The organism is Cobetia sp. 14N.309.X.WAT.E.A4, from assembly GCF_030397495.1.
In the GTDB taxonomy this organism is placed as follows: domain Bacteria; phylum Pseudomonadota; class Gammaproteobacteria; order Pseudomonadales; family Halomonadaceae; genus Cobetia; species Cobetia marina.
Genome location: NZ_JAPNXT010000001.1, coordinates 239,461 through 259,022, shown reverse-complemented (window position 1 = coordinate 259,022; position 19,562 = coordinate 239,461). Strand labels below are relative to the sequence as shown.

General features: G+C 63.1%; 16 protein-coding genes. 4 read left to right on the top strand and 12 right to left on the bottom strand.

Going from position 1 to position 19,562, the window contains the following annotated elements:
• Positions 1-223: 223 nt before the first annotated feature.
• The 3 genes from OW493_RS01140 to OW493_RS01130 all read left to right on the top strand — a co-directional run bounded on the left by OW493_RS01140 (position 224) and on the right by OW493_RS01130 (position 3,277).
• Positions 224-1,285 (top strand): agmatine deiminase family protein, encoded by a 1,062-nt coding sequence (locus tag OW493_RS01140; RefSeq protein WP_289862892.1) that lies wholly within the window; start codon positions 224-226, stop codon positions 1,283-1,285.
• Complete coding sequence (locus OW493_RS01135) at positions 1,285-2,205, top strand: carbon-nitrogen hydrolase (protein WP_077372028.1); 921 nt, start codon at positions 1,285-1,287, stop codon at positions 2,203-2,205. The genes OW493_RS01140 and OW493_RS01135 overlap by 1 nt, the downstream gene beginning before the upstream one ends.
• 202 nt (positions 2,206-2,407) lie before the next feature.
• Complete coding sequence (locus OW493_RS01130) at positions 2,408-3,277, top strand: DNA replication terminus site-binding protein (RefSeq protein WP_289862890.1); 870 nt, start codon at positions 2,408-2,410, stop codon at positions 3,275-3,277.
• 53 nt (positions 3,278-3,330) lie between these two features.
• Here the strand turns inward: OW493_RS01130 and OW493_RS01125 are convergent, their stop codons facing one another.
• The 11 genes from OW493_RS01125 to OW493_RS01075 form a co-directional block, all read right to left on the bottom strand.
• Positions 3,331-3,639, bottom strand: a complete 309-nt coding sequence (locus tag OW493_RS01125) for a YrhK family protein (protein WP_191236682.1) — start codon at positions 3,637-3,639, stop codon at positions 3,331-3,333.
• A 151-nt stretch (positions 3,640-3,790) separates the two neighbouring features.
• On the bottom strand, positions 3,791-5,182 hold the full coding sequence (gene sthA, locus OW493_RS01120) for a Si-specific NAD(P)(+) transhydrogenase (RefSeq protein ID WP_077372019.1): 1,392 nt from the start codon (positions 5,180-5,182) through the stop codon (positions 3,791-3,793).
• A gap of 131 nt (positions 5,183-5,313) precedes the next feature.
• On the bottom strand, positions 5,314-5,565 hold the full coding sequence (nqrM, locus tag OW493_RS01115) for a (Na+)-NQR maturation NqrM (RefSeq protein WP_289862884.1): 252 nt from the start codon (positions 5,563-5,565) through the stop codon (positions 5,314-5,316).
• A gap of 183 nt (positions 5,566-5,748) precedes the next feature.
• Positions 5,749-6,822, bottom strand: a complete 1,074-nt coding sequence (locus tag OW493_RS01110) for an FAD:protein FMN transferase (RefSeq protein ID WP_240499576.1) — start codon at positions 6,820-6,822, stop codon at positions 5,749-5,751.
• Positions 6,823-6,825: 3 nt separating this feature from the next.
• Positions 6,826-8,058, bottom strand: a complete 1,233-nt coding sequence (nqrF, locus tag OW493_RS01105) for an NADH:ubiquinone reductase (Na(+)-transporting) subunit F (RefSeq protein WP_077372013.1) — start codon at positions 8,056-8,058, stop codon at positions 6,826-6,828.
• Positions 8,059-8,083: 25 nt separating this feature from the next.
• On the bottom strand, positions 8,084-8,704 hold the full coding sequence (gene nqrE / locus OW493_RS01100) for an NADH:ubiquinone reductase (Na(+)-transporting) subunit E (protein ID WP_077372011.1): 621 nt from the start codon (positions 8,702-8,704) through the stop codon (positions 8,084-8,086).
• 1 nt (position 8,705) lies between these two features.
• Positions 8,706-9,374, bottom strand: a complete 669-nt coding sequence (locus OW493_RS01095) for an NADH:ubiquinone reductase (Na(+)-transporting) subunit D (protein WP_077372008.1) — start codon at positions 9,372-9,374, stop codon at positions 8,706-8,708.
• Between the two features lie 2 nt (positions 9,375-9,376).
• Entirely contained in the window at positions 9,377-10,159 is a 783-nt protein-coding gene (locus tag OW493_RS01090) for a Na(+)-translocating NADH-quinone reductase subunit C (RefSeq protein ID WP_077372005.1), read from the bottom strand.
• Position 10,160: 1 nt separating this feature from the next.
• Complete coding sequence (locus OW493_RS01085; protein ID WP_077372002.1) at positions 10,161-11,393, bottom strand: NADH:ubiquinone reductase (Na(+)-transporting) subunit B; 1,233 nt, start codon at positions 11,391-11,393, stop codon at positions 10,161-10,163.
• Positions 11,393-12,742 (bottom strand): Na(+)-translocating NADH-quinone reductase subunit A, encoded by a 1,350-nt coding sequence (locus tag OW493_RS01080; protein WP_084209148.1) that lies wholly within the window; start codon positions 12,740-12,742, stop codon positions 11,393-11,395. Before OW493_RS01080 ends, OW493_RS01085 begins: the two co-directional genes overlap by 1 nt.
• 341 nt (positions 12,743-13,083) lie before the next feature.
• Entirely contained in the window at positions 13,084-14,532 is a 1,449-nt protein-coding gene (locus OW493_RS01075) for a glyceraldehyde-3-phosphate dehydrogenase (RefSeq protein ID WP_077371996.1), read from the bottom strand.
• A 548-nt stretch (positions 14,533-15,080) separates the two neighbouring features.
• Between OW493_RS01075 and mfd the strand changes: the two genes are divergently transcribed.
• Positions 15,081-18,608: a transcription-repair coupling factor gene (mfd, locus tag OW493_RS01070; RefSeq protein ID WP_136938277.1), complete on the top strand. Its 3,528-nt coding sequence runs from the start codon at positions 15,081-15,083 to the stop codon at positions 18,606-18,608.
• 116 nt (positions 18,609-18,724) lie between these two features.
• Here mfd and OW493_RS01065 read toward each other — a convergent pair whose 3' ends face one another.
• Positions 18,725-19,462, bottom strand: a complete 738-nt coding sequence (locus OW493_RS01065) for an S-methyl-5'-thioinosine phosphorylase (RefSeq protein ID WP_289862876.1) — start codon at positions 19,460-19,462, stop codon at positions 18,725-18,727.
• Between the last annotated feature and the right edge of the window lie 100 nt (positions 19,463-19,562).

Below are 19,562 nucleotides of genomic sequence, written 5' to 3'. Positions count from 1 at the left end.
CAGGGTCGCGGGCCATGATACGCATTCCGCAGGCTCGGCGCATGGGGCCACAATCGCGCCCAGTTTGCCAGCCCTCGCATGAGAACAGCATGAACCGCCAGTCTCGAGTGTCTGGCCATATGACGCACGCAGGGGCTAGCGTCGACGCATGGCTCTGCTATCATCGCGCGCCGAGTCCGCGGTATCGCGGCATTACCGTCACTTCTTCATCAGGGAGATGCCCATGGCCACCCGTCTGCTTGCCGAATGGCACCCGCAGGATGCCATCCAGCTCAGCTGGCCCAGCCCCCACAGCGACTGGAACGAGATGCTCGAGAGCATCGAAGCCACCTGCGAGGCCATGGTGATCGCCATCAGCCGGTATCAGCACGTGCTGATCAGCGTCAGTGACGAGGCCACCCGCGAGCGCCTCACGTCACGCTTCGCCGGTTTCGGCGTGCCGGCCGAGCGTCTGCATCTGCATGTGGCGCCGCTGGATGACACCTGGACGCGTGACCACGGCCCCATCACCGTCGAACGTGATGGCCAGCCGGTACTGCTCGACTACACCTTCACCGGCTGGGGCGGCAAGTTCGAAGCCGCTCGTGACAACGCCCTGACCCGAGCGCTGGCCGCTCAAGGGGTCTATGCAAGCCCGGTGGAAAGTCGCGATTTCATTCTGGAAGGCGGTGGTATCGAGACGGATGGCCTGGGGACAGTGTTGACCACCGAGGCCTGCCTGCTCAACGACAATCGCAATGCCGGGCTGAGCCGCGAGCAGGTCGAGGCACAGCTCACGGCCGATTTCGGTGTCTCACGCATCCTGTGGCTGGCCAATGGCCATCTGGAAGGCGATGACACCGACAGTCATGTCGACACCCTGGCGCGCTTCTGCGACCCGCGTACCATCGCCTACGTGCGTTGCGATGATCGCGACGACCCGCACTACCCGGCGCTCAAGGCGATGGAAGCCGAACTGGAAGGCATGCTGGATGCCAATGGCGATCCGTACTTCCTGGTACCGCTGCCATGGCCAGAGGCATGCTTCGATCCCGAAGATGGCCATCGCCTGCCGGCGACCTATGCCAACTTCCTGATCATCAACGGCGCGGTGCTGGTGCCGACCTATGCCGATCGTCACGACATGATCGCGCTCAAGGCCCTGGCGGGCGCCTTCCCGGGACGTGACATCATCCCGGTCGACTGCCGCGCCGTGATTCGCCAGCATGGCAGTCTGCACTGCATGACCATGCAACTGCCCAAGGGCACCCTGGCCACCTCGAACCTCACTCAAGGAGCACTGTGATGACCACTTCCCGCCGTACACTCAAGGTCGGTGTCGTCCAGCAGCAGGGCTGGCCCGACAAGGATACGAGCCTGGCGGCCAGCGAGGCGGCCATCCGCCGCCTGGCAGCCGGCGGTGCTGAGCTGGTGATGCTGCAGGAGCTGCATGCCAGCCACTATTTCTGCCAGACGGAAGACACCGCGATCTTCGATCTCGCCGAACCCCTCGAAGGCCCGACCACCCAGCGCCTGGCCAGTCTGGCCGCTGAACTCGGTCTGGTCATCGTCGGCTCCATCTTCGAGCGCCGCGCGGCGGGCGTATATCACAATACCGCCGTGGTGCTCGACAAGGCCGATGGCCTGGTCGGCACCTTCCGCAAGATGCACATCCCGGATGATCCCGGCTTCTACGAGAAGTTCTACTTCACGCCGGGCGATGCGCCCAGCGCACAGTCGCCGCGCCGCGGTTTCGAGCCCATCGATACCTCGGTGGGCCGCCTGGGCGTGCAGGTCTGCTGGGATCAATGGTATCCGGAAGGCGCGCGACTGATGGCACTGGCCGGTGCCGAGATGCTGCTCTATCCCACCGCCATCGGCTGGGACCCGCGCGATGATGAGGCCGAGCAGACGCGCCAGAAGGATGCCTGGACCCTGATCCAGCGCAGTCACGGCGTCGCCAATGGCGTGCCGGTGATCGTCGCCAATCGAGTCGGCCATGAAGCGGACCCGACGCCTGCCAGCGAAGGCATCCAGTTCTGGGGAGGCAGCTTCGTGTGCGGACCCCAGGGCGAGCTGCTGGCGCATGGCGGCACCGAGCCCGAGGAGTTGCTGGTCGAGGTGGATCTGGCGCGTGGCGAGGACGTGCGCCGCATCTGGCCCTATCTGCGTGACCGCCGCATCGATGCCTATGGGGATCTCACCGAACGCTATCGCGACCGCTAGACGCAAGGTCGCGATCAGCTCCTGAGGAAGCCGCGTGTTTCTTGACGACGCTTCCCGCCCGGGAGATGCCAGCCATGCCACGAGGCGACCTGCGGGGCGCCTCGTGTCGTATCCGCACGCTTGTCTTTCCCGCCAGGCTGCGCTAAACAGGATAACGCGATAAAAAGAGTGTATCCCTCAAGCGCCAACCAGGACGCGGACCATGCCCGAATATCAGCTGATGGCCAGAATAGAGGCGGCCTTCGATGAACAGATCAGCGCAGCCGAACAGGTCATCACTGCCGTCGCGGAGGAGAGTTCGCCGCTGTGGCGGCTGGATGGCGGCCATGCCGATCTCGATTGGCTACGGCTCGCGCTGCAGGATGTGTGGTATCAGGATGGGCAGGATGGGCGTGTCACCCGCCCCTATCTGGGCGTGGTGGCGGCAGGCCCGCAGGTGATCCAGGCAGTCTGCGCCCTCAATCTGGCCAAGGAGCATCTGGCGGGACTGTTTGCCGAACTGCGTGAGGCGTATCCCGATCAGCTCGCGGAGCTCAAGGCCATCCTGCCCTTCCGCCACCCTGGCCTCAACCAGCACCTGAAGGGCGATGGCCTCGCTCGTCTGCATCTGAAGCAATGCTGGCGGCGCGTACCGGTCGCGGAAGCAGCGGTGGCGCGAGTGCGTTTCGCCTGGTACAGCTCCGGACGCTCCATTCAGCGCGTCAGTGTGCCGGAGTGCGAGGCGATGCTGATGAAACTGGATACCGAGGCCGATCACGTGCGCCTGCAGCTCAGACTGCTGGCGGGCCTGCCCTCTGACGAGATACTGGCACGCATCCAGCCTCAGGCGCCGCTGATGCGCGCCAATCTCTTCTATCGTGAGCCGGTCTTGCGCGAGGATGGCGAGCTGCGCACTCGCCGCGCGATGAACGTCTCGCTACCGCTGTTCCTGCCCCACGATGACCTGCGCCTGCCGGCGCTCAACCAACCCTCACCGACTCCGCCCGCACAGCGCACACGCGCCAGACGCGGAGATGTGCGCATCGAGGACACGCCCTTTCTCAAGAGCCTGCGCGTGCATCGCTATCGCTGATCTCTAGAGCCGGAGAGCCGGAGAGCCAGTGAGACAGACTGTGAAGTCGCCTGCTAGAGATCCAGTCCTGATTCCGGCAGGCGCTTGAGGTGCATGCGGCGCGCCAGGCGGATCAACGGCTTGAGCGTCAGCTGCAGCGAGCCGATCACGAACAGCCAGATCCCCAGCGTCATCCACTCATCCCAGAAGAAGCACACGCTGCCGATGGTGAACAACAGGCCCAGCACCAGCTCGTTGATGATGCTGGCCAGCTCGTAACGGCGGTGGATGACCAGCTCCTCGCGGCCGAGACGCAAGGTCAGGTCACTCGTGACATCCTGCTCGCGAGGGGATTGCGACTCGGGGTGTGGCTGTCGACTCATCGAAGGCTCCTTGGGTAAAAGACTGGGTCATCTGTGAATATCTCGTGTCAGTGGGCACAAAGCACAAGGCCCCGACATCCAGGATGTCGGGGCCTTGTGCGTGGCCGCGTTGGCACAGCGAGCTCAGGGCTCATGATTCAGGGCTCAGGGCTCAGAACAGACGATTGAGTCCATTCATGGCAGCGACCCGATAGGCTTCTGCCATGGTCGGGTAGTTGAAGGTGGTGTTGACGAAGTACTTGAGCGTATTCGCCTCACCTTGCTGCTGCATGATGGCCTGGCCGATGTGCACGATCTCGGATGCCTGATCACCGAAGCAGTGGATGCCGAGGATTTCCAGCGTGTCGCGATGGAACAGGATCTTGAGCATGCCAACGGTGTCGCCGGTGATCTGGGCGCGTGCGGTGTCCTTGAAGAAGGCCTGCCCCACTTCATAGGGAATGCGCGCTTCGGTCAGTTCGCTCTCGCCACGCCCCACCGAGCTGATCTCGGGGATGGTGTAGATGCCGGTCGGCACCTCATTGACGAACTTGAACTCCTCGCCCAGCAGATTGGCCGAGGCGAAGCGGCCCTGATCATAGGCAGCAGAGGCCAGGCTCGGCCAGCCGATGACATCGCCCACGGCATAGACGTGGTCCAGCTCGGTGCGGTACTGATCATCGACCGTCAGCTGACCACGACCATTGGCCTGCAGACCGATGTTCTCGAGCCCGAGGCTGTCGGTATTGCCGGTGCGCCCATTGGCCCACAGGAAGGCGTCCGCACGCAGCTTCTTGCCGGACTTGAGGTGCACGACCACACCGGACTCATCGCCCTCGATGCGCTCGTATTCCTCATTGTGGCGCACCAGCACGCCGTTGTTGCGCAGGTGGTAGGACAGCGCGTCGGAAATCTCGTTATCCAGGAATGACAACAGACGATCACGGGTATCGATCAGGTCCACCTTGACGCCCAGCCCCGAGAAGATGGAGGCGTACTCGGACCCGATGACACCGGCACCGTAGATGATCAACGTGCGCGGCGTGTGCGACAGACCCAGGATGGTATCGGAGCAATAGATACGCGGGTGGCGGAAATTGACGTCTGCCGGGCGGTAGGGGCGCGACCCGGTGGCGATCACGACCTTCTCCGCATGCAGCTCCTCGGTCCCTTCATGGGCATCACGCACCAGCACGGTGTGCTCGTCCTTGAAGCGCGCGGTACCGAAGAACACGTCGATGCGATTGCGAGCATAGAAGCGCGTGCGCATCTCGACCTGCTGCTCGATGGTACGACGCGAACGTTCCAGCACCTTGGGGAAGGAGAACCAGCGCGGCTCACCGATGTCGCGGAACATGCGATTGGTGTTGAACTCGATGATCTGCTTGACCGCGTGACGCAGGGCCTTGGAGGGGATGGTGCCCTTGTGGGTGCAGTTGCCGCCCACGGAGGACTGGGCCTCGATCACGGCCACTCGCTTGCCATGCTTGGCCGCATTGACCGCCGCGCTCTCCCCTGCCGGACCGGTACCGATCACGACCACATCGTAGTTGTAGACTGCCATGAGACTCGCTTTGCTCCTTGGTTGTTCGTAGGCCGGCCCTGACACGCCACACTCTGCTCAGGGAGAGAATGGCATGCCAGGGCCGGCGGCTGGCCTTGCGGCCGGCGGGCTCTGAGTCATCAGAGCAGAAATCAGCGACGCGGGGCTTCGTAGGCCAGATCACTGGCCAGCTTGCCGCCGCTCTCGGCCATCAGACGCTGGCGCTCCTGCTCCTTCTCGCACTCGTCATCCTTGCCGCCACAGATATCACAGCCATCCTTGAGCCCGAGGTTGTTGAGGCCGCCGCAGGAGCCGGCGATCGGCTTGCGCCCCATCAACACCCCGACAGCCATCGCGCCGATCAACAGCAGCATGGCGGCGAACACCAGTAACCAGATAGTCATGTCATTTCTCCCGGGGCATGGCCCCATGTTGGCCCACTGTGACCGACCCGACTCGACCGCCACATCGGTACCCGCCCTGACGGGAGGGTGCCAATGCATCGTGAGTGGCAGGCCCGGTCAGGGGCGTGTCACGACAGGTGGCAGCGGATCACGTCCTCCCCGTCTGCCTGACGGCAGACAGGCTCAGACGCTGGATTCCCCTGCGGGCTTCGTGTCGCCTGTCGCCGGCGCGTCCTTCAGATAGGGCGCGAATGCCGGACTCCAGGACTGCTTGAAGCCATCATCCGTTTTGACAATGAAATAGGCGGCAATGTTCTCGCGTCTTGCGATGGCCATTGCCTTCTCGGCGCCAAGCACGTTGAGTGCCGTGGCCCAGGCGTCCGCACTCGCACAATCTGGCGTGATGACCGTCACCGATGCCAGGGAGTGCTGAATGGGACGACCGGTACGCGGATCGATCGTGTGTGAGTAACGTACGCCGTCCTGCTCGAAATAGTTGCGGTAGTCACCGGAAGTCGCCACGGCAGCATTGCCGGGGTCGATGATCCGCTGCACGGAACGCTCGAAGGACTTCGGCGCTTCGATGGCGATACGCCACGGCTTGTGGCCGGGCTTCTCACCCTTGACGCGGATCTCGCCACCGACCTCGACCAGATAGTTCTCGATGCCATTGGCCTCGAGCACATCGGCGACTCGATCCACCCCATAGCCCTTGGCGATCCCCGACAGGTCGGCATACACCGGCTTGCGCTTGATCACCGTATTGCCATCGAGCTCCAGCGCCAGATGATCGACCTTCTCGAGCGCCTGCGCGATCTGTGCATCACTCGGTGCCTTGTCGAGACGCTCATCCGGGCCAAAGCCCCACAGATTGACGGCCGGGCCGACGGTGATGTCAAAGGCACCCTCGGAGCGCCTGCCGATATCCTGCGATTCGGCCAGCACCTGCGCCAGGCCATCCGACAGCGTGATCGGCGTATCCAGCGGTGCCTGATTGAGCTTCGAGAGCTCCGAGGTGTCCTTGTAGGTCGACATCTGCCAGTCGACCTTGTCCAGCGCCTCGACGCTCGCCTGCTTGAGTGACGCCACCTCATCGACATCCAGATCCCCTGCCACCGTGACATGGAATCCGGTGCCGAAGATGGGACCGGCAAAGCGATGCAACTCAGGGTTGCTGGAATTTTCACAGCCTGCAACCAGCAGGGCCAGCCCCATGAGGGCCGGCCCTGCCAGTCGTCTTGCGACGCGTGACATCATCGATCAACCACCGAAGTCATCGAGCAGGATGTTCTCCGGCTCCACACCCATGTCGGTCAGCATCTTGACGACGGCGGCGTTCATCATGGGCGGCCCGCACATGTAGTACTCGCAGTCCTCAGGGGCCGGGTGGTCCTTGAGGTAGTTTTCGTACAGGACGTTGTGGATGAAGCCCGTCGGGCCTTCCCAGTTGTCCTCAGGCTGCGGATCAGACAGCGCCAGGTGCCACTCGAAGTTCTCGTTCTCTTCGGCCAGCTGGTCGTATTCCTCGTTGTAGAACGACTCGCGCATGGAGCGCGCACCGTACCAGAACGACATCTTGCGCTTGGAATTCAGACGCTTGAGCTGATCGAAGATATGGCTGCGCATCGGCGCCATGCCGGCACCGCCACCGATGAAGACCATCTCGGCGTCGGTATCCTTGGCGAAGAACTCACCGAACGGCCCCATCACGGTCACCTTGTCACCCGGCTTCAGCGAGAAGACATAGGTGGACATCAGCCCCGGCGGATGCTGGGAATTCGGCGGCGGAGTGGCGATACGGATGTTGAACTTCAGGATGCCGTACTCTTCCGGATAGTTCGCCATGGAGTAGGCGCGGATGACCGGCTCTTCGTTCTTGTGCTGAACGTTGAACAGACCGAACTTCTCCCAGTCACCACGATACTCTTCTTCGATATCGAAGTCGGAGAACTTGATGTCGTAGGCCGGCGCTTCCAGCTGCACGTAACCGCCGGCGCGGAAGTTGACTTCCTCGCCTTCCGGCAGCTGCAGGTTCAGCTCCTTGATGAAGGTCGCGACGTTCGGGTTGGCGGTCACGGTGGTTTCCCACTTCTTCACACCGAAGATCTCTTCCGGCACTTCGATCTTCATGTCCTGCTTGACCGGGACCTGGCATGACAGGCGCCAGCCTTCCTTCTTCTCACCCATGGTGAAGTGGGATTCCTCGGTGGGCAGGATGGAGCCGCCGCCCTCCTCGATCCGACACTTGCACTGGGCACAGGAACCCCCGCCACCACAGGCGGAGGACAGGAAGATGCCATTGGCCGCCAGGGTCTGCAGCAGCTTGCCGCCGGCCTGGGTGGTCAGGGTGTTGGCGGGGTCGCCATTGATCTCGATCTGGACGTCACCGCTCGAGACCAGCTTGCTGCGTGCCGCGAGAATCACGAGCACCAGGCCGATCACGACCACAGTGAACATGACGACGCCGAGCACGATGATGGAGGTATCTACCATTTCGATTTCCTTATGCTCGGTTGCGTTACAGCTGGACGCCGGAGAAGGACATGAAGCCCAGCGACATCAGGCCAACGGTAATGAAGGTAATGCCGAGACCCTGCAGGCCAGCCGGCACGTCAGAGTACTTGAGCTTCTCGCGGATACCGGCCAGTGCGGCGATCGCCAGTGCCCAGCCGAAGCCGGCACCCACGCCATAGATCACGGACTCGCCGAAGCTGTAGTCACGCTGCACCATGAACAGGGCCGCACCGAGAATCGCGCAGTTGACCGTGATCAGCGGCAGGAACACGCCCAGCGCGTTGTAGAGCGCCGGCACGAACTTGTCGAGGAACATCTCGAGGATCTGGACGATCGCCGCGATGACGCCGATGTAGGACAGGTAACCCAGGAAGGACAGGTCGATGCTTTCCGCACCTTCCAGACCGGTCCAGGTCAGCGCGCCTTCACGCAGCAGATAGTTCAGGATCAGGTTGTTGACCGGGACGGTCACCGCCAGCACGACGATGACGGCCACGCCCAGACCGATCGCGGACTGGATCTTCTTGGACACCGCCAGGAAGGTGCACATGCCCAGGAAGAAGGCCAGCGCCATGTTCTCGACGAACACGGCCTTGATGAACAGGCTCAGGTAGTGTTCGAACATGTTACACGGCCTCCTTGATCTTGGTGTTGGCGGTAATCTTGTACTCCGCCTTTTCGACCTGCTCCGGATAGACGCTGCGCAGCACCCAGATGAACAGACCGATGACGAAGAACGCGGACGGCGGCAGCAGCATCAGACCATTCGGGATGTACCAGCCACCGTCGTTGACGGTCTGCAGGATGGTCACGCCGAACAGGGAGCCGGAACCGAACAGCTCACGCACGAAGCCGACCACCAGCAGGATCACGGTGTAGCCGAGACCGTTGCCGATACCGTCGATGAAGCTCATCGCCGGGCCATTCTGCATGGCGTAGGCTTCCGCGCGGCCCATCACGATGCAGTTGGTGATGATCAGACCGACGAAGACCGACAGCTGCTTGGAGGTCTCGAAGGCGAAGGCCTTGAGCGACTGATCGACCACGATGACCAGCGAGGCGATGATCGTCATCTGCACGATGATGCGGATGGACGACGGGATGTGATTGCGGATCAACGAGATGAACAGACTGGAGAACGCCGTCACCAGTGACACCGCGATCCCCATGATCAGGGCGGTGTTCATCGAGTTGGTCACCGCCAGCGCGGAGCAGATACCGAGGATCTGCAGCGCGATGGGGTTGTTCTTGAAGATCGGCGTCGTCAGGACACCTTTAGGAGTTTCGGCTGCCATCATTACGCTCCTTTGACGTCGCGGAACTGGGTCAGGTACTTGGCGAAGCCATTCTCACCCATCCAGAACTGCAGCAGGTTGGTCACGCCGTTGCTGGTGAGGGTAGCACCTGACAGGGCATCAACCTGGTACTTGGCATCCGGAGATGACGGATTGACACCGCCCTTCTTCAGGTGCACTTCCGGGTCCATGCTGTCTTCGGGATAGATCTTCTTGCCATCCCACTGGGCCTTCCACTTCGGGTTGTCGACTTCGCCGCCCAGCCCCGGAGTTTCCCCCTGCTGATAGAAGGACAGACCCACCACGGTGTTGCCGTCACCCTTGAGTGCCAGGTAGCCGTACATCATCGACCACAGGCCGTTGCCACGCACCGGGACGATGATCTCGTCCGGCTGCTCGACATCACCGACCAGATAGACCACCGAGTACTGCTCACGACGTTTGATGCCCGGCAGATCCTCGTCACCGGACAGGGTACGTGAGGTGGCCGGGTCCTTGGACATCTTGGCCTGGTCGTACTTTTCCGGATCGATGTCGTCGACGTACTCACCGCTGTTCAGGTCGACGACCTTGGCGGTGACCTTGTCACGGAACTGCTGGCCGACATCCTCGCCCGGCTGCAGCAGCTCGGCGACCGCGAGGATGTTGCTCTTGCGGTCCAGCTCGGCATTGGTCATCTGCATCGGACGCAGCACGACCGCTGCGGTGGATACCACCACCGAGCAGACGATGCACAGCCCAAGCGCGACGCCGAGGGTCTTCTTGATGGAATTGTTGCTGGCCATGTCAGGCGGTCTCCTCGTTCGCGATGCCGGCAGCCTCGCGCTTGACGCGGCGCTTGATGTTGGCCTGCACGACGAAGTGGTCGATCAGCGGGGCGAACAGGTTGGCGAACAGGATCGCCAGCATGATGCCCTCCGGGAAGGCCGGGTTGGCGACACGGATCAACACGGTCATCACGCCGATCAGTGCACCGAAGATCAGCTTGCCCTTGTCGGTCATGGAAGCCGAGACCGGATCGGTGGCCATGAAGACCATGCCGAAGGCGAAGCCGCCGATGACCAGATGCCAGTACCACGGCATCGCGAACATGGCATTGGTGTCACTGCCGATGGCGTTGAACAGCGCCGAGGTCGCGACCATGCCCAGCAACACGCCCAGCATGATTCGCCAGGAGGCGATGCGCGTCCACAGCAGTACCGCCGCGCCGAGGAAGATGGCCAGCGTCGATACCTCACCCAACGAGCCCGGAATGAAGCCCAGGAAGGCATCGGTCCAGCTCATCTGCTGCATCAGGGCGCTCATGCCGTCCTGTGCCGCGGTGGACAGTGCGGTCGCACCGGTATAGCCGTCAGCCGGCACCCACACCGCGTCACCGGAAATGCTGGCCGGATAGGCGAAGTACAGGAAGGCACGACCGGACAGCGCCGGGTTGAGGAAGTTCTTGCCGGTACCGCCGAAGACTTCCTTGCCGATCACCACACCGAAGGTGATGCCGAGCGCGACCTGCCACAGCGGGATGGTGGCCGGCAGCGTCAGCGCGAAGAGCACGGAGGTGACGAAGAAGCCTTCGTTGACCTCGTGACCGCGACGCATCGCGAACAGCACTTCCCAGAAGCCGCCGACCGCGAAGGTCACCAGATAGATGGGCAGGAAGTAGGTGGCCCCCAGGATGAAGTTGGCCCACACGCTGCCCGCATCATGGCTGCCCGCCAGCATCATGACGATGGCTTCACGCCAGCCGCCCAATGCACTGTAACCGCCAGCGATGGCCTCGTTGGCCTGCAGACCGGCGTTGTACATGCCGAAGAACATGGCCGGGAAGGTACACATCCAGACCGTGATCATGATGCGCTTCAGGTCGATACCATCACGCACGTGCGCGGTGGTACGCGTGACACTCGCCGGCGCATAGAAAATCGTGTCCACGGCTTCGTAGAGCGCGTAGAACTTCTCGTACTTGCCACCCTTGTGGAAGTGCGGCTCCAGGTTATCCAGAGTCTGTCGAATACCCATCATCAGACCTCTTTCTCGATCGTGGTGAGGTTGTCACGCAGGATGGGACCGTACTCGTACTTGCCCGGGCACACATAGGTGCACAGTGCGAGGTCCTCTTCATCAAGCTCCAAGCAGCCAAGCTGCATGCCGGTCTCGATATCACCCACGATCAGCGAGCGCAGCAGCTGCGTCGGCAGAATGTCCAGCGGCATGACCTTCTCGTACGCCCCCACCGGCACCATGGCACGCTCGGAGCCATTGGTGGAGGTATTGGGACGATAGTCACGCAGACCGGTCAGCTTCGACAGGTAGATACCCAGCACCGAGTGACGATTGGCACCGGTGGACAGCCAGCCCATGAAGGCACGCTTGTTGCCTTCTTCCAGCAGACTCACCTGAGTGTGATAGCGGCTGACGAAACGCAGCGCCCCTTCACAGGTCAGACCGGAGAACACGGAACCGGAGATCACACGGGTATCTTCCGGCTGCTCGACTTCCCCCTTGAGCAGTTCTTCAGTGCTCGCGCCCAGACGGGTACGCAGCAGGCGGGGCTTGGTGGCACGCGGGCCACCGACGGCGATGACACGCGTGGTGTCCAGACGCCCTTCCGCCAGCAGGGTACCGATGGCGACGACATCCTGATAACCGACATGCCAGACATGACGTTTCAGGCTGACCGGTGCGAGATGATGGATGTGCGTACCCGGCAGACCTGCCGGGTGCGGGCCCTTGAAGGACTCGCTGACCACGCCGGCCACATCGCCGCCCGGGATATCCGCGCCCGGTGCCTGGCACAGGAACACCTTGCCTTCGGTCAGACGCGTCAATGCGACGAGACCCTGACGGAACGCAACTTCCTGCCCCTTGAGCACCACGGCCGGATCTGCGGCCAGCGGGTGGGTATCGATGGCGGTGACGAAGATGGCTGCCGGGGTGGCATCCAGTGCCGGCACACGCGAGAACGGGCGGGTACGGAATGCCGTCCACAGACCGGAGTCGACCAGCTGGTCGACCACGACCTGACGCTCGAGACCGGCCAGCGCCGCCTCGCCATGCGCGGTGAATTCCACCGCTTCGCCCTGCGCATCGGTCTCGATGACCACGGACAGAAGCTTGCGCTTCTCGCCACGGTTGATCTCGACCACGGTCCCGGCAGCAGGCGCGGTGTAACGGACGCCCGGGGTCTTCTTGTCGGTGAACAGGAGTTGCCCCAGTTTCACCTTGTCCCCTTCACGGACTTCCATCGTCGGCTTCATGCCGACGTAGTCAACACCCAGGATCGCTACGCGACGAACGGGCTGCGCATCCTCGATACGCTGCTCCGGCGCCCCGGCGATGGGGAGATCCAGGCCACGTTTGACTTCGATCATAGACTCGCCCAATTGTCGGATCTGATGTTGTTCAGGAAAGATCACGCATCAATGACACGCCTCGAGGCCGACATACGGCCAGGCAACCTCGCGAGATTCGCGTTTCAGTTGATGTGAATGCTTTTCTTATCAGACGGTTGGAGGTGTAGCCCAGAGATTGGACCGGCCCAAAAAAATCCGCCTCATTATAAAGATGCGAGCCCCGAAAGACCATACGACACTAAAGTGGTGAGGGCATTCAACACGCCAACGCCCCTGCCATCGAGGATGGCAGGGGCGTTGTATTGACAGGCATTTTTTCCTCACCGTGCGTGAATCACGCCATGGCGCGACCCATTGCCTCAGCGAGTGGGGAAATAGCTGAAACGCACGTTGGACATGTGCTGCAGGATACGCACGACCTGGCAGCTGTAACCGAACTCGTTGTCATACCACACATACACGACGGCCTGCTTGTCGGTGACGATGGTCGCCTGACCATCGACGATGCCGGAATGACGGTTGCCGACGAAGTCGGAAGAGACCACCTCACAGGAATCGACGTAGTCGATCTGCTTCTGCAGTGAAGAGTGCAGAGAGGCCGTGCGCAGGAAGTCATTCATGCGCTCGGCGTCGCTTGCGGTGTCCAGCGTCAGATTGAGAATCGCCATCGAGACGTTGGGCGTCGGCACGCGGATCGCGTTGCCGGTCAGCTTGCCGGAAAGCTCCGGCAGCGCCTTGGCGACGGCCTTGGCGGCACCGGTCTCGGTCAGCACCATGTTGAGTGCCGCCGCGCGACCGCGACGGTCCCCGCTGTGGAAGTTGTCGATCAGGTTCTGGTCGTTGGTATAGGAGTGGACCGTCTCCACATGCCCCTGACTGACGCCGTATTCGTCGTGCAGCACCTTCAGCACCGGCACGATGGCGTTGGTGGTGCAGGACGCCGCGGAGATGATGCGATCATCGTCACGGATGTCGGTGTGGTTGACGCCATAGACGATGTTCTTCAGATCGCCCTTGCCCGGAGCGGTGAGCAGCACCTTGGCCACGCCCTTGCACTCGAGATGCTGCCCCAGGCCGGCCTCGTCGCGCCACTTGCCGGTATTGTCGACCACGATGGCATTGTCGATGCCGTGCGCGGTGTAATCGATCTCGGACGGCGAGTTCGCGTAGATGATCTTGATGTAGTTGCCATTGACGATCAGCGCCGAATTCTCCTGATCGACCGTGATGCTGCCCTCGAAGGGACCATGCACGGAATCACGACGCAGGAGGCTGGCCCGCTTTTCCAGATCCTCCTTGCTGCCACGCACCACGATGGCGCGCAGACGCAGCAGATTACCGCCACCGGCCTTCTCGATCATGATGCGCGCCAGCAGGCGGCCGATACGCCCGAAGCCATACAGGACGACATCCTTCGGGTCGCCGCCCATGCCGCCTTCGACGTAGCCACCGACGATCTCGGCAAGCTCGCGTTTGAGGAAGGCAGTGATGTCCGTCTCGTCGGAGCGCTTGAAGGCCACCGCCAGCTTGCCGATATCGACATGGGCCGGCCCGAGATTCAGCTCGATCATGGCACGCACCAGCGGGAAGGTGTCCTCGACGGACAGCTCCACCCCTTCCGCCTTGCGCACCCAACGGTGGTTCTTGAGGATACGCACCATGGAGCGGTTGATCAGCGAACGCCCATAGATGGAGGGCACGACATTGAAGCGACGATAGAGGTCACCCAGCAGCGGGATCATCTGTTCGGCGAGGGCTTCATTGTCTTGCCACTGCTTGAAACAGGCTTCGAGATTCTCTTTGCTCACGGAGGAATTCCTCTGACTGGCGAACGATAGGCGAACGCGGCAAGCGAGCTTGCAGCGTCGGACAAGGCCAGCTGAGTATGCGTAACGGGGGGCGGGGTCACAATGAAAGGATGGTCGCACGGAGGGTAGTAGTGCTACAGAATCAACGATTTGACTACAAGAGCCCTTCCTGAAGCACCGTCCGCATCCCGTGGAGGATCGCCGGACAAGCTCTTGCGAGATTCCGGGCCTCGCCACCGATGAAAAGGCCACGCCTCGCCCCCATGACAGGGAATGACTTGCTATCATCAGGCGCAGGGCATTGACGACACCGCCTCGGCAGCCCCGTCACGGCAAGGGGTTGGGTCTGCGACCATCAGAGCGGGCCGTCAGAACGCCCCCTCCATGCTGGCTGCCACGAGGAGCGCCCTGCGCCGACCATTGCGCCTTCATCACCATCGCTCGCGCCGCCGCGGGCTTTCACCGTTTGGCGTGACTGGCGAGGAGCACCCCTCCCGCCGGTGAATCTTCCCGTGCGCCCAAGCCCAGGACACAAGACACCAGAGCCCATGTTCGAGACTCCGCTGACGCCCCCGTTGCCACGCTCTCCCCGTGAGACCACCTACTGGACGCTGCAGGATGGCAGCGCTGCCGCCCTGGCGCTGGCGCGCCTGGCGGACGCCGATGAAGCGCCACTGATGGTGATCACGCCGGACACCGCCAGCGCCCAGCGTCTGGAGGCGGACCTGCACTTCTATACCCGCCACCCGGAGCGCCTGCTGCCATTCCCTGACTGGGAGACACTGCCCTACGACAGTTTCTCGCCCCACCAGGACATCGTCTCGGAGCGCCTGCGCACGCTGCGCACCCTGCAGGCCAGCCGCCGCGCCATCGTGCCAGTGCCGGTCAACACCCTGATGCAGCGCCTGGCGCCGGCGGATTACATCGCCGGCCAGGTCTTCAGTCTCGCCAGGGGAGACACTCTCGACCGCGAGAATTTCCGCTCACGCCTCTCACGTGCCGGATACCGTGCGGTGGAGACCGTCTACGAGCCCGGAGAGTATGCGTTGCGCGGCGCGCTGATCGACCTGTTCCCGATGGGCAGTGAGCAACCGCTGCGAATCGATCTGTTCGATGACGAGATCGACACCCTGCGCGCCTTCGACCCCGACACCCAGCGCAGCGGCGACAAGGTCGAGGCGATCGAGATCCTGCCCGCCCACGAATATCCTCTGACGCGCAGCGCCATCGCCTGTTTCCGCGAGGGCTTCGAGACACTGTTCGATGTCGACCCCCGCCAGTGCATCCTCTACAACGATGCCATCAAGGGCATTCCCTCACCGGGGCTCGAGCAGTATCTGCCGCTGTTCTTCGAGGAGACCGCGACGCTGTTCGATCACATGGGCGACAACCTGCGGATCGCCATGCTGCCGGGAGCTCGCGAAGCGGCCGAACATCATTGGGACGCCATCACCACGCGCTACGCCAATCTCGGCGTGGACCCCACGCGCCCGCTGCTGCCGCCGCATCGCGCCTTCGTGCCGGTCAACGAACTGTTCGCGTTGATCAAGCAGCACGAGCGCATCGAACTGCTGCGCGAGCCCAATGCGCACACCATCGAATTCGGCCAGCAGGCGCTGCCCAGCCTCGCCATCGATGCACGCAGCGCCGACCCCACCCAGGCGCTGGCGAGCTTCCTCAAGCAGCGACTCAACGGCCAGAGCGCACAGCGCATCCTGTTCGTCGCCGAGACCCAGGGCCGCCGGGAAGTCGTCGAGGAGCAGCTCGCCCCGCTGCTGCGCAGCTTCGGGCTACGCAGCCTGGAGGACTTCGCGAGCTTCCAGCACTTCGTCGACAGTCCCGCCGCGGTCGGCCTGACCGTCGGCGGCCTGACGCGTGGTGCCTGGGTAGCGGGTGAGCAGGCCTCCCAGGCGCCCTCCCCCGAGCGCGAAGACGCCGCCAAGGGGCTGGTCATCGTCACCGAGACCGAGCTCTATGGCGAGGTAGTCCGCCAGAGCCGTCGTCAGGCGCGCGCCACCGATGACAACGAACTGGCGGTGCGTCATCTCTCGGAGCTGCGCGAAGGCGCACCGGTGGTACACCACACCCACGGGGTCGGTCGCTACCTGGGACTCGAGACCATCGATGCCGGCGGCCAGGAAGCCGAGTTCCTCGCCCTTGAATACGCCGACGGCGCCAAGCTCTATGTGCCGGTGGACAGCCTGCATCTGATCTCACGCTATTCCGGCGCCAGCGATGAACTGGCACCGCTGCACAAGCTGGGGTCCGAGCAGTGGGAGAAGGCCAAGCGCAAGGCGGCCGAGAAGATTCGCGACACTGCCGCCGAACTGCTGGATGTCTATGCACGGCGCGAAGCACGTGTCGGCCATGCCTGCGACTTCCCCGCCGAGGACTACGCCCGTTTCGCGGCCAGCTTCCCCTTCGAGGAGACACCGGATCAGGCGCAGACCATCGGCGCGGTGATCCAGGACATGTGCTCTCCTCAGCCGATGGATCGCGTGGTGTGCGGCGATGTCGGCTTCGGCAAGACGGAGGTCGCGATGCGCGCCGCCTTCCTGGCCGTCAACTCCGGCCGTCAGGTGGTGGTGCTGGTGCCCACCACCCTGCTGGCCCAGCAGCATTATGACAACTTCCGCGATCGCTTCGCCGACACCGCGGTGGAGATCGCCCTGCTGTCGCGCTTCACCAGCGGCAAGGGCCAGGAAGCGTCACTGGAGCGCATCCGCAAGGGGCAGGCGGATATCGTGATCGGCACCCACAAGCTGCTCTCCAAGTCGCTGGAATTGCCCAACATGGGACTGCTGGTCATCGATGAGGAGCACCGCTTCGGGGTCTCCCAGAAGGAGCGACTCAAGAGCCTGCGTGCCGAAGTGGACATCCTGACCCTGACCGCCACGCCGATTCCGCGCACGCTCAACATGGCGATGAGCGGCATTCGCGACCTGTCCATCATCGCCACACCACCGGCGCGCCGCCTGTCGGTGAAGACCTTCGTCCAACAGCGCAACGACGGCGTGATCAAGGAAGCCATCCTGCGTGAGCTGCTGCGCGGCGGACAGGTCTACGTGCTGCACAACGAGGTCAAGACCATCGAGGAAAGCGCGGCACGCATCGCGGAACTGGTGCCGGAGGCCATCGTCGGTGTCGCCCACGGGCAGCTGCCGGAGCGTAGCCTGGAGCGGCGCATGTCGGACTTCTACCACAAGCGCTTCAACGTGCTGGTCTGCTCGACCATCATCGAGACCGGCATCGACGTCCCGAGCGCCAACACCATCATCATCGAACGCGCCGACAAGTTCGGCCTCGCGCAGCTGCACCAGCTGCGTGGGCGCGTCGGGCGCTCGCATCACCAGGCCTACGCCTACCTGCTGACCCCGCACCCCAAGGCCATGACCCGCGATGCGGTCAAGCGTCTGGAGGCAATCAGCGAATCGCATGACCTGGGGGCAGGCTTCACCCTGGCCTCCCATGACATGGAGATCCGTGGCGCGGGCGAGCTGTTGGGTGATGAGCAGTCCGGCCAGATGGAAACCATCGGCTACTCGCTGTACATGGAGATGCTGGATCGCGCCGTGAAGGCCATCAAGGCCGGCAAGACACCCAACATCGAATCGCCGCTGGATGAGGGTGTGGAAGTCGGACTCAATCTGCCGGCGCTGATTCCGGGTGACTACCTCCACGATGTCCAGCAGCGCCTGATGATGTACAAGCGCATCAGCAACGCCGAGAACGCCAGCGATCTCCGGGAACTGCAGGTCGAGATGATCGACCGCTTCGGCCTGTTGCCGGAGCCGGTCAAGACGCTGTTCCGCCAGACCCGGCTGCGCCAGCGCGCCCAGGCACTGGGCATCGTCAAGCTGGAAGCCGGTGCCGCACGCGGCCGCATCATCTTCGGCGCCCAGACGCCTGTCGATCCCTTGACGCTGGTGACACTCATCCAGCGCCAGCCCGATGTCTACAGGCTGGAAGGTGCCGACACGCTGCGCTTCACCACCGAGATGGAAGACGCCGAGGCGCGCTTCAGCTTCTGCGAATCCCTGCTTGAGCTGCTCAACGCCAAGACCCAGGCGGCCTGACGCACCCACTCACCTCTGTGCACGTGAAAATACGCGGAACATGAAAACGGCCTGCATCGCTGATGCAGGCCGTTTTTCTGGCAGGCAGACCGCCTCACCTCCCAGGGACAAGCGCCTCACACATGGCGTGCCAGCAGCGCCGCCAGCAAGCGCTGCACCTGCGGCATGCCTGCCTCGATCACCGACTCCGTTCCGGCCCTCGTCGGCTCCTCCTCCCCGACCCCGGCCGCGTGACTGATCACCAGGCACAGGCTGGCGTACTCCATCTCGAGTTCACGGGCCAGCACGGCCTCGGGCATCCCCGTCATGCCCACCAACGTATTGCCATCGCGCGCCATCAGACGAATCTCGGCCGCGGTTTCCAGTCTCGGCCCCTGCACCACGCCCAGCACTCCGCCTGCCTGGATCGCCAGTCCCGCGTCAGAGGCCGCCGAATGCAGCTCCTCGCGCCAGACACGGTGATACGGCCAGGCGAATGCCACATGCTGGAACGGCTTGAAACGGCCATCGAAGAACGAGCCTTCGCGCCCCGTCGTGTAATCGATCAACTGATCCGGGACCACCAGCGTGCCCGGCGCAAGCGTCGGGTCGATACCTGACACGCAGTTGACGCCAACGACGTGAGTCGCCCCGGCCTGCTTGAGCGCCCACAGGTTGGCGCGATAATTGATTCGATGCGGCGGCATCTTGTGGGGTTGACCATGCCGCGCCAGAAACAGGATCGACCTGCCGCCGAGCCGCCCCTGCACCACCCCGCAGGACGCCGCCCCCAAGGGAGTTTCCTGACCACCCCGCTTGAGCACCTCCAGACCCGGCCAATGGCCGAACCCGGTCCCCCCGATGACTGCCAGCATCCCCTGTCTCCTCGCCACCCATGTGCAGGAATCTCTCAAGGGCCGAACGCTTCGGCCCTGAGCGAACGCTACTCCGAGCCAACCGACAACGACAAGCACA

Bases quoted from the DNA above. Each gene is read 5' to 3' on its own strand.
- OW493_RS01140 (WP_289862892.1), top strand. From the start codon at position 224: ATGGCCACCCGTCTGCTTGCCGAATGGCACCCGCAGGATGCCATCCAG.
- OW493_RS01135 (WP_077372028.1), top strand. From the start codon at position 1,285: ATGACCACTTCCCGCCGTACACTCAAGGTCGGTGTCGTCCAGCAGCAG.
- OW493_RS01130 (WP_289862890.1), top strand. From the start codon at position 2,408: ATGCCCGAATATCAGCTGATGGCCAGAATAGAGGCGGCCTTCGATGAA.
- OW493_RS01125 (WP_191236682.1), bottom strand. From the start codon at position 3,639: ATGAGTCGACAGCCACACCCCGAGTCGCAATCCCCTCGCGAGCAGGAT.
- sthA (WP_077372019.1), bottom strand. From the start codon at position 5,182: ATGGCAGTCTACAACTACGATGTGGTCGTGATCGGTACCGGTCCGGCA.
- nqrM (WP_289862884.1), bottom strand. From the start codon at position 5,565: ATGACTATCTGGTTACTGGTGTTCGCCGCCATGCTGCTGTTGATCGGC.
- OW493_RS01110 (WP_240499576.1), bottom strand. From the start codon at position 6,822: ATGATGTCACGCGTCGCAAGACGACTGGCAGGGCCGGCCCTCATGGGG.
- nqrF (WP_077372013.1), bottom strand. From the start codon at position 8,058: ATGGTAGATACCTCCATCATCGTGCTCGGCGTCGTCATGTTCACTGTG.
- nqrE (WP_077372011.1), bottom strand. From the start codon at position 8,704: ATGTTCGAACACTACCTGAGCCTGTTCATCAAGGCCGTGTTCGTCGAG.
- OW493_RS01095 (WP_077372008.1), bottom strand. From the start codon at position 9,374: ATGGCAGCCGAAACTCCTAAAGGTGTCCTGACGACGCCGATCTTCAAG.
- OW493_RS01090 (WP_077372005.1), bottom strand. From the start codon at position 10,159: ATGGCCAGCAACAATTCCATCAAGAAGACCCTCGGCGTCGCGCTTGGG.
- OW493_RS01085 (WP_077372002.1), bottom strand. From the start codon at position 11,393: ATGATGGGTATTCGACAGACTCTGGATAACCTGGAGCCGCACTTCCAC.
- OW493_RS01080 (WP_084209148.1), bottom strand. From the start codon at position 12,742: ATGATCGAAGTCAAACGTGGCCTGGATCTCCCCATCGCCGGGGCGCCG.
- mfd (WP_136938277.1), top strand. From the start codon at position 15,081: ATGTTCGAGACTCCGCTGACGCCCCCGTTGCCACGCTCTCCCCGTGAG.
- OW493_RS01065 (WP_289862876.1), bottom strand. From the start codon at position 19,462: ATGCTGGCAGTCATCGGGGGGACCGGGTTCGGCCATTGGCCGGGTCTG.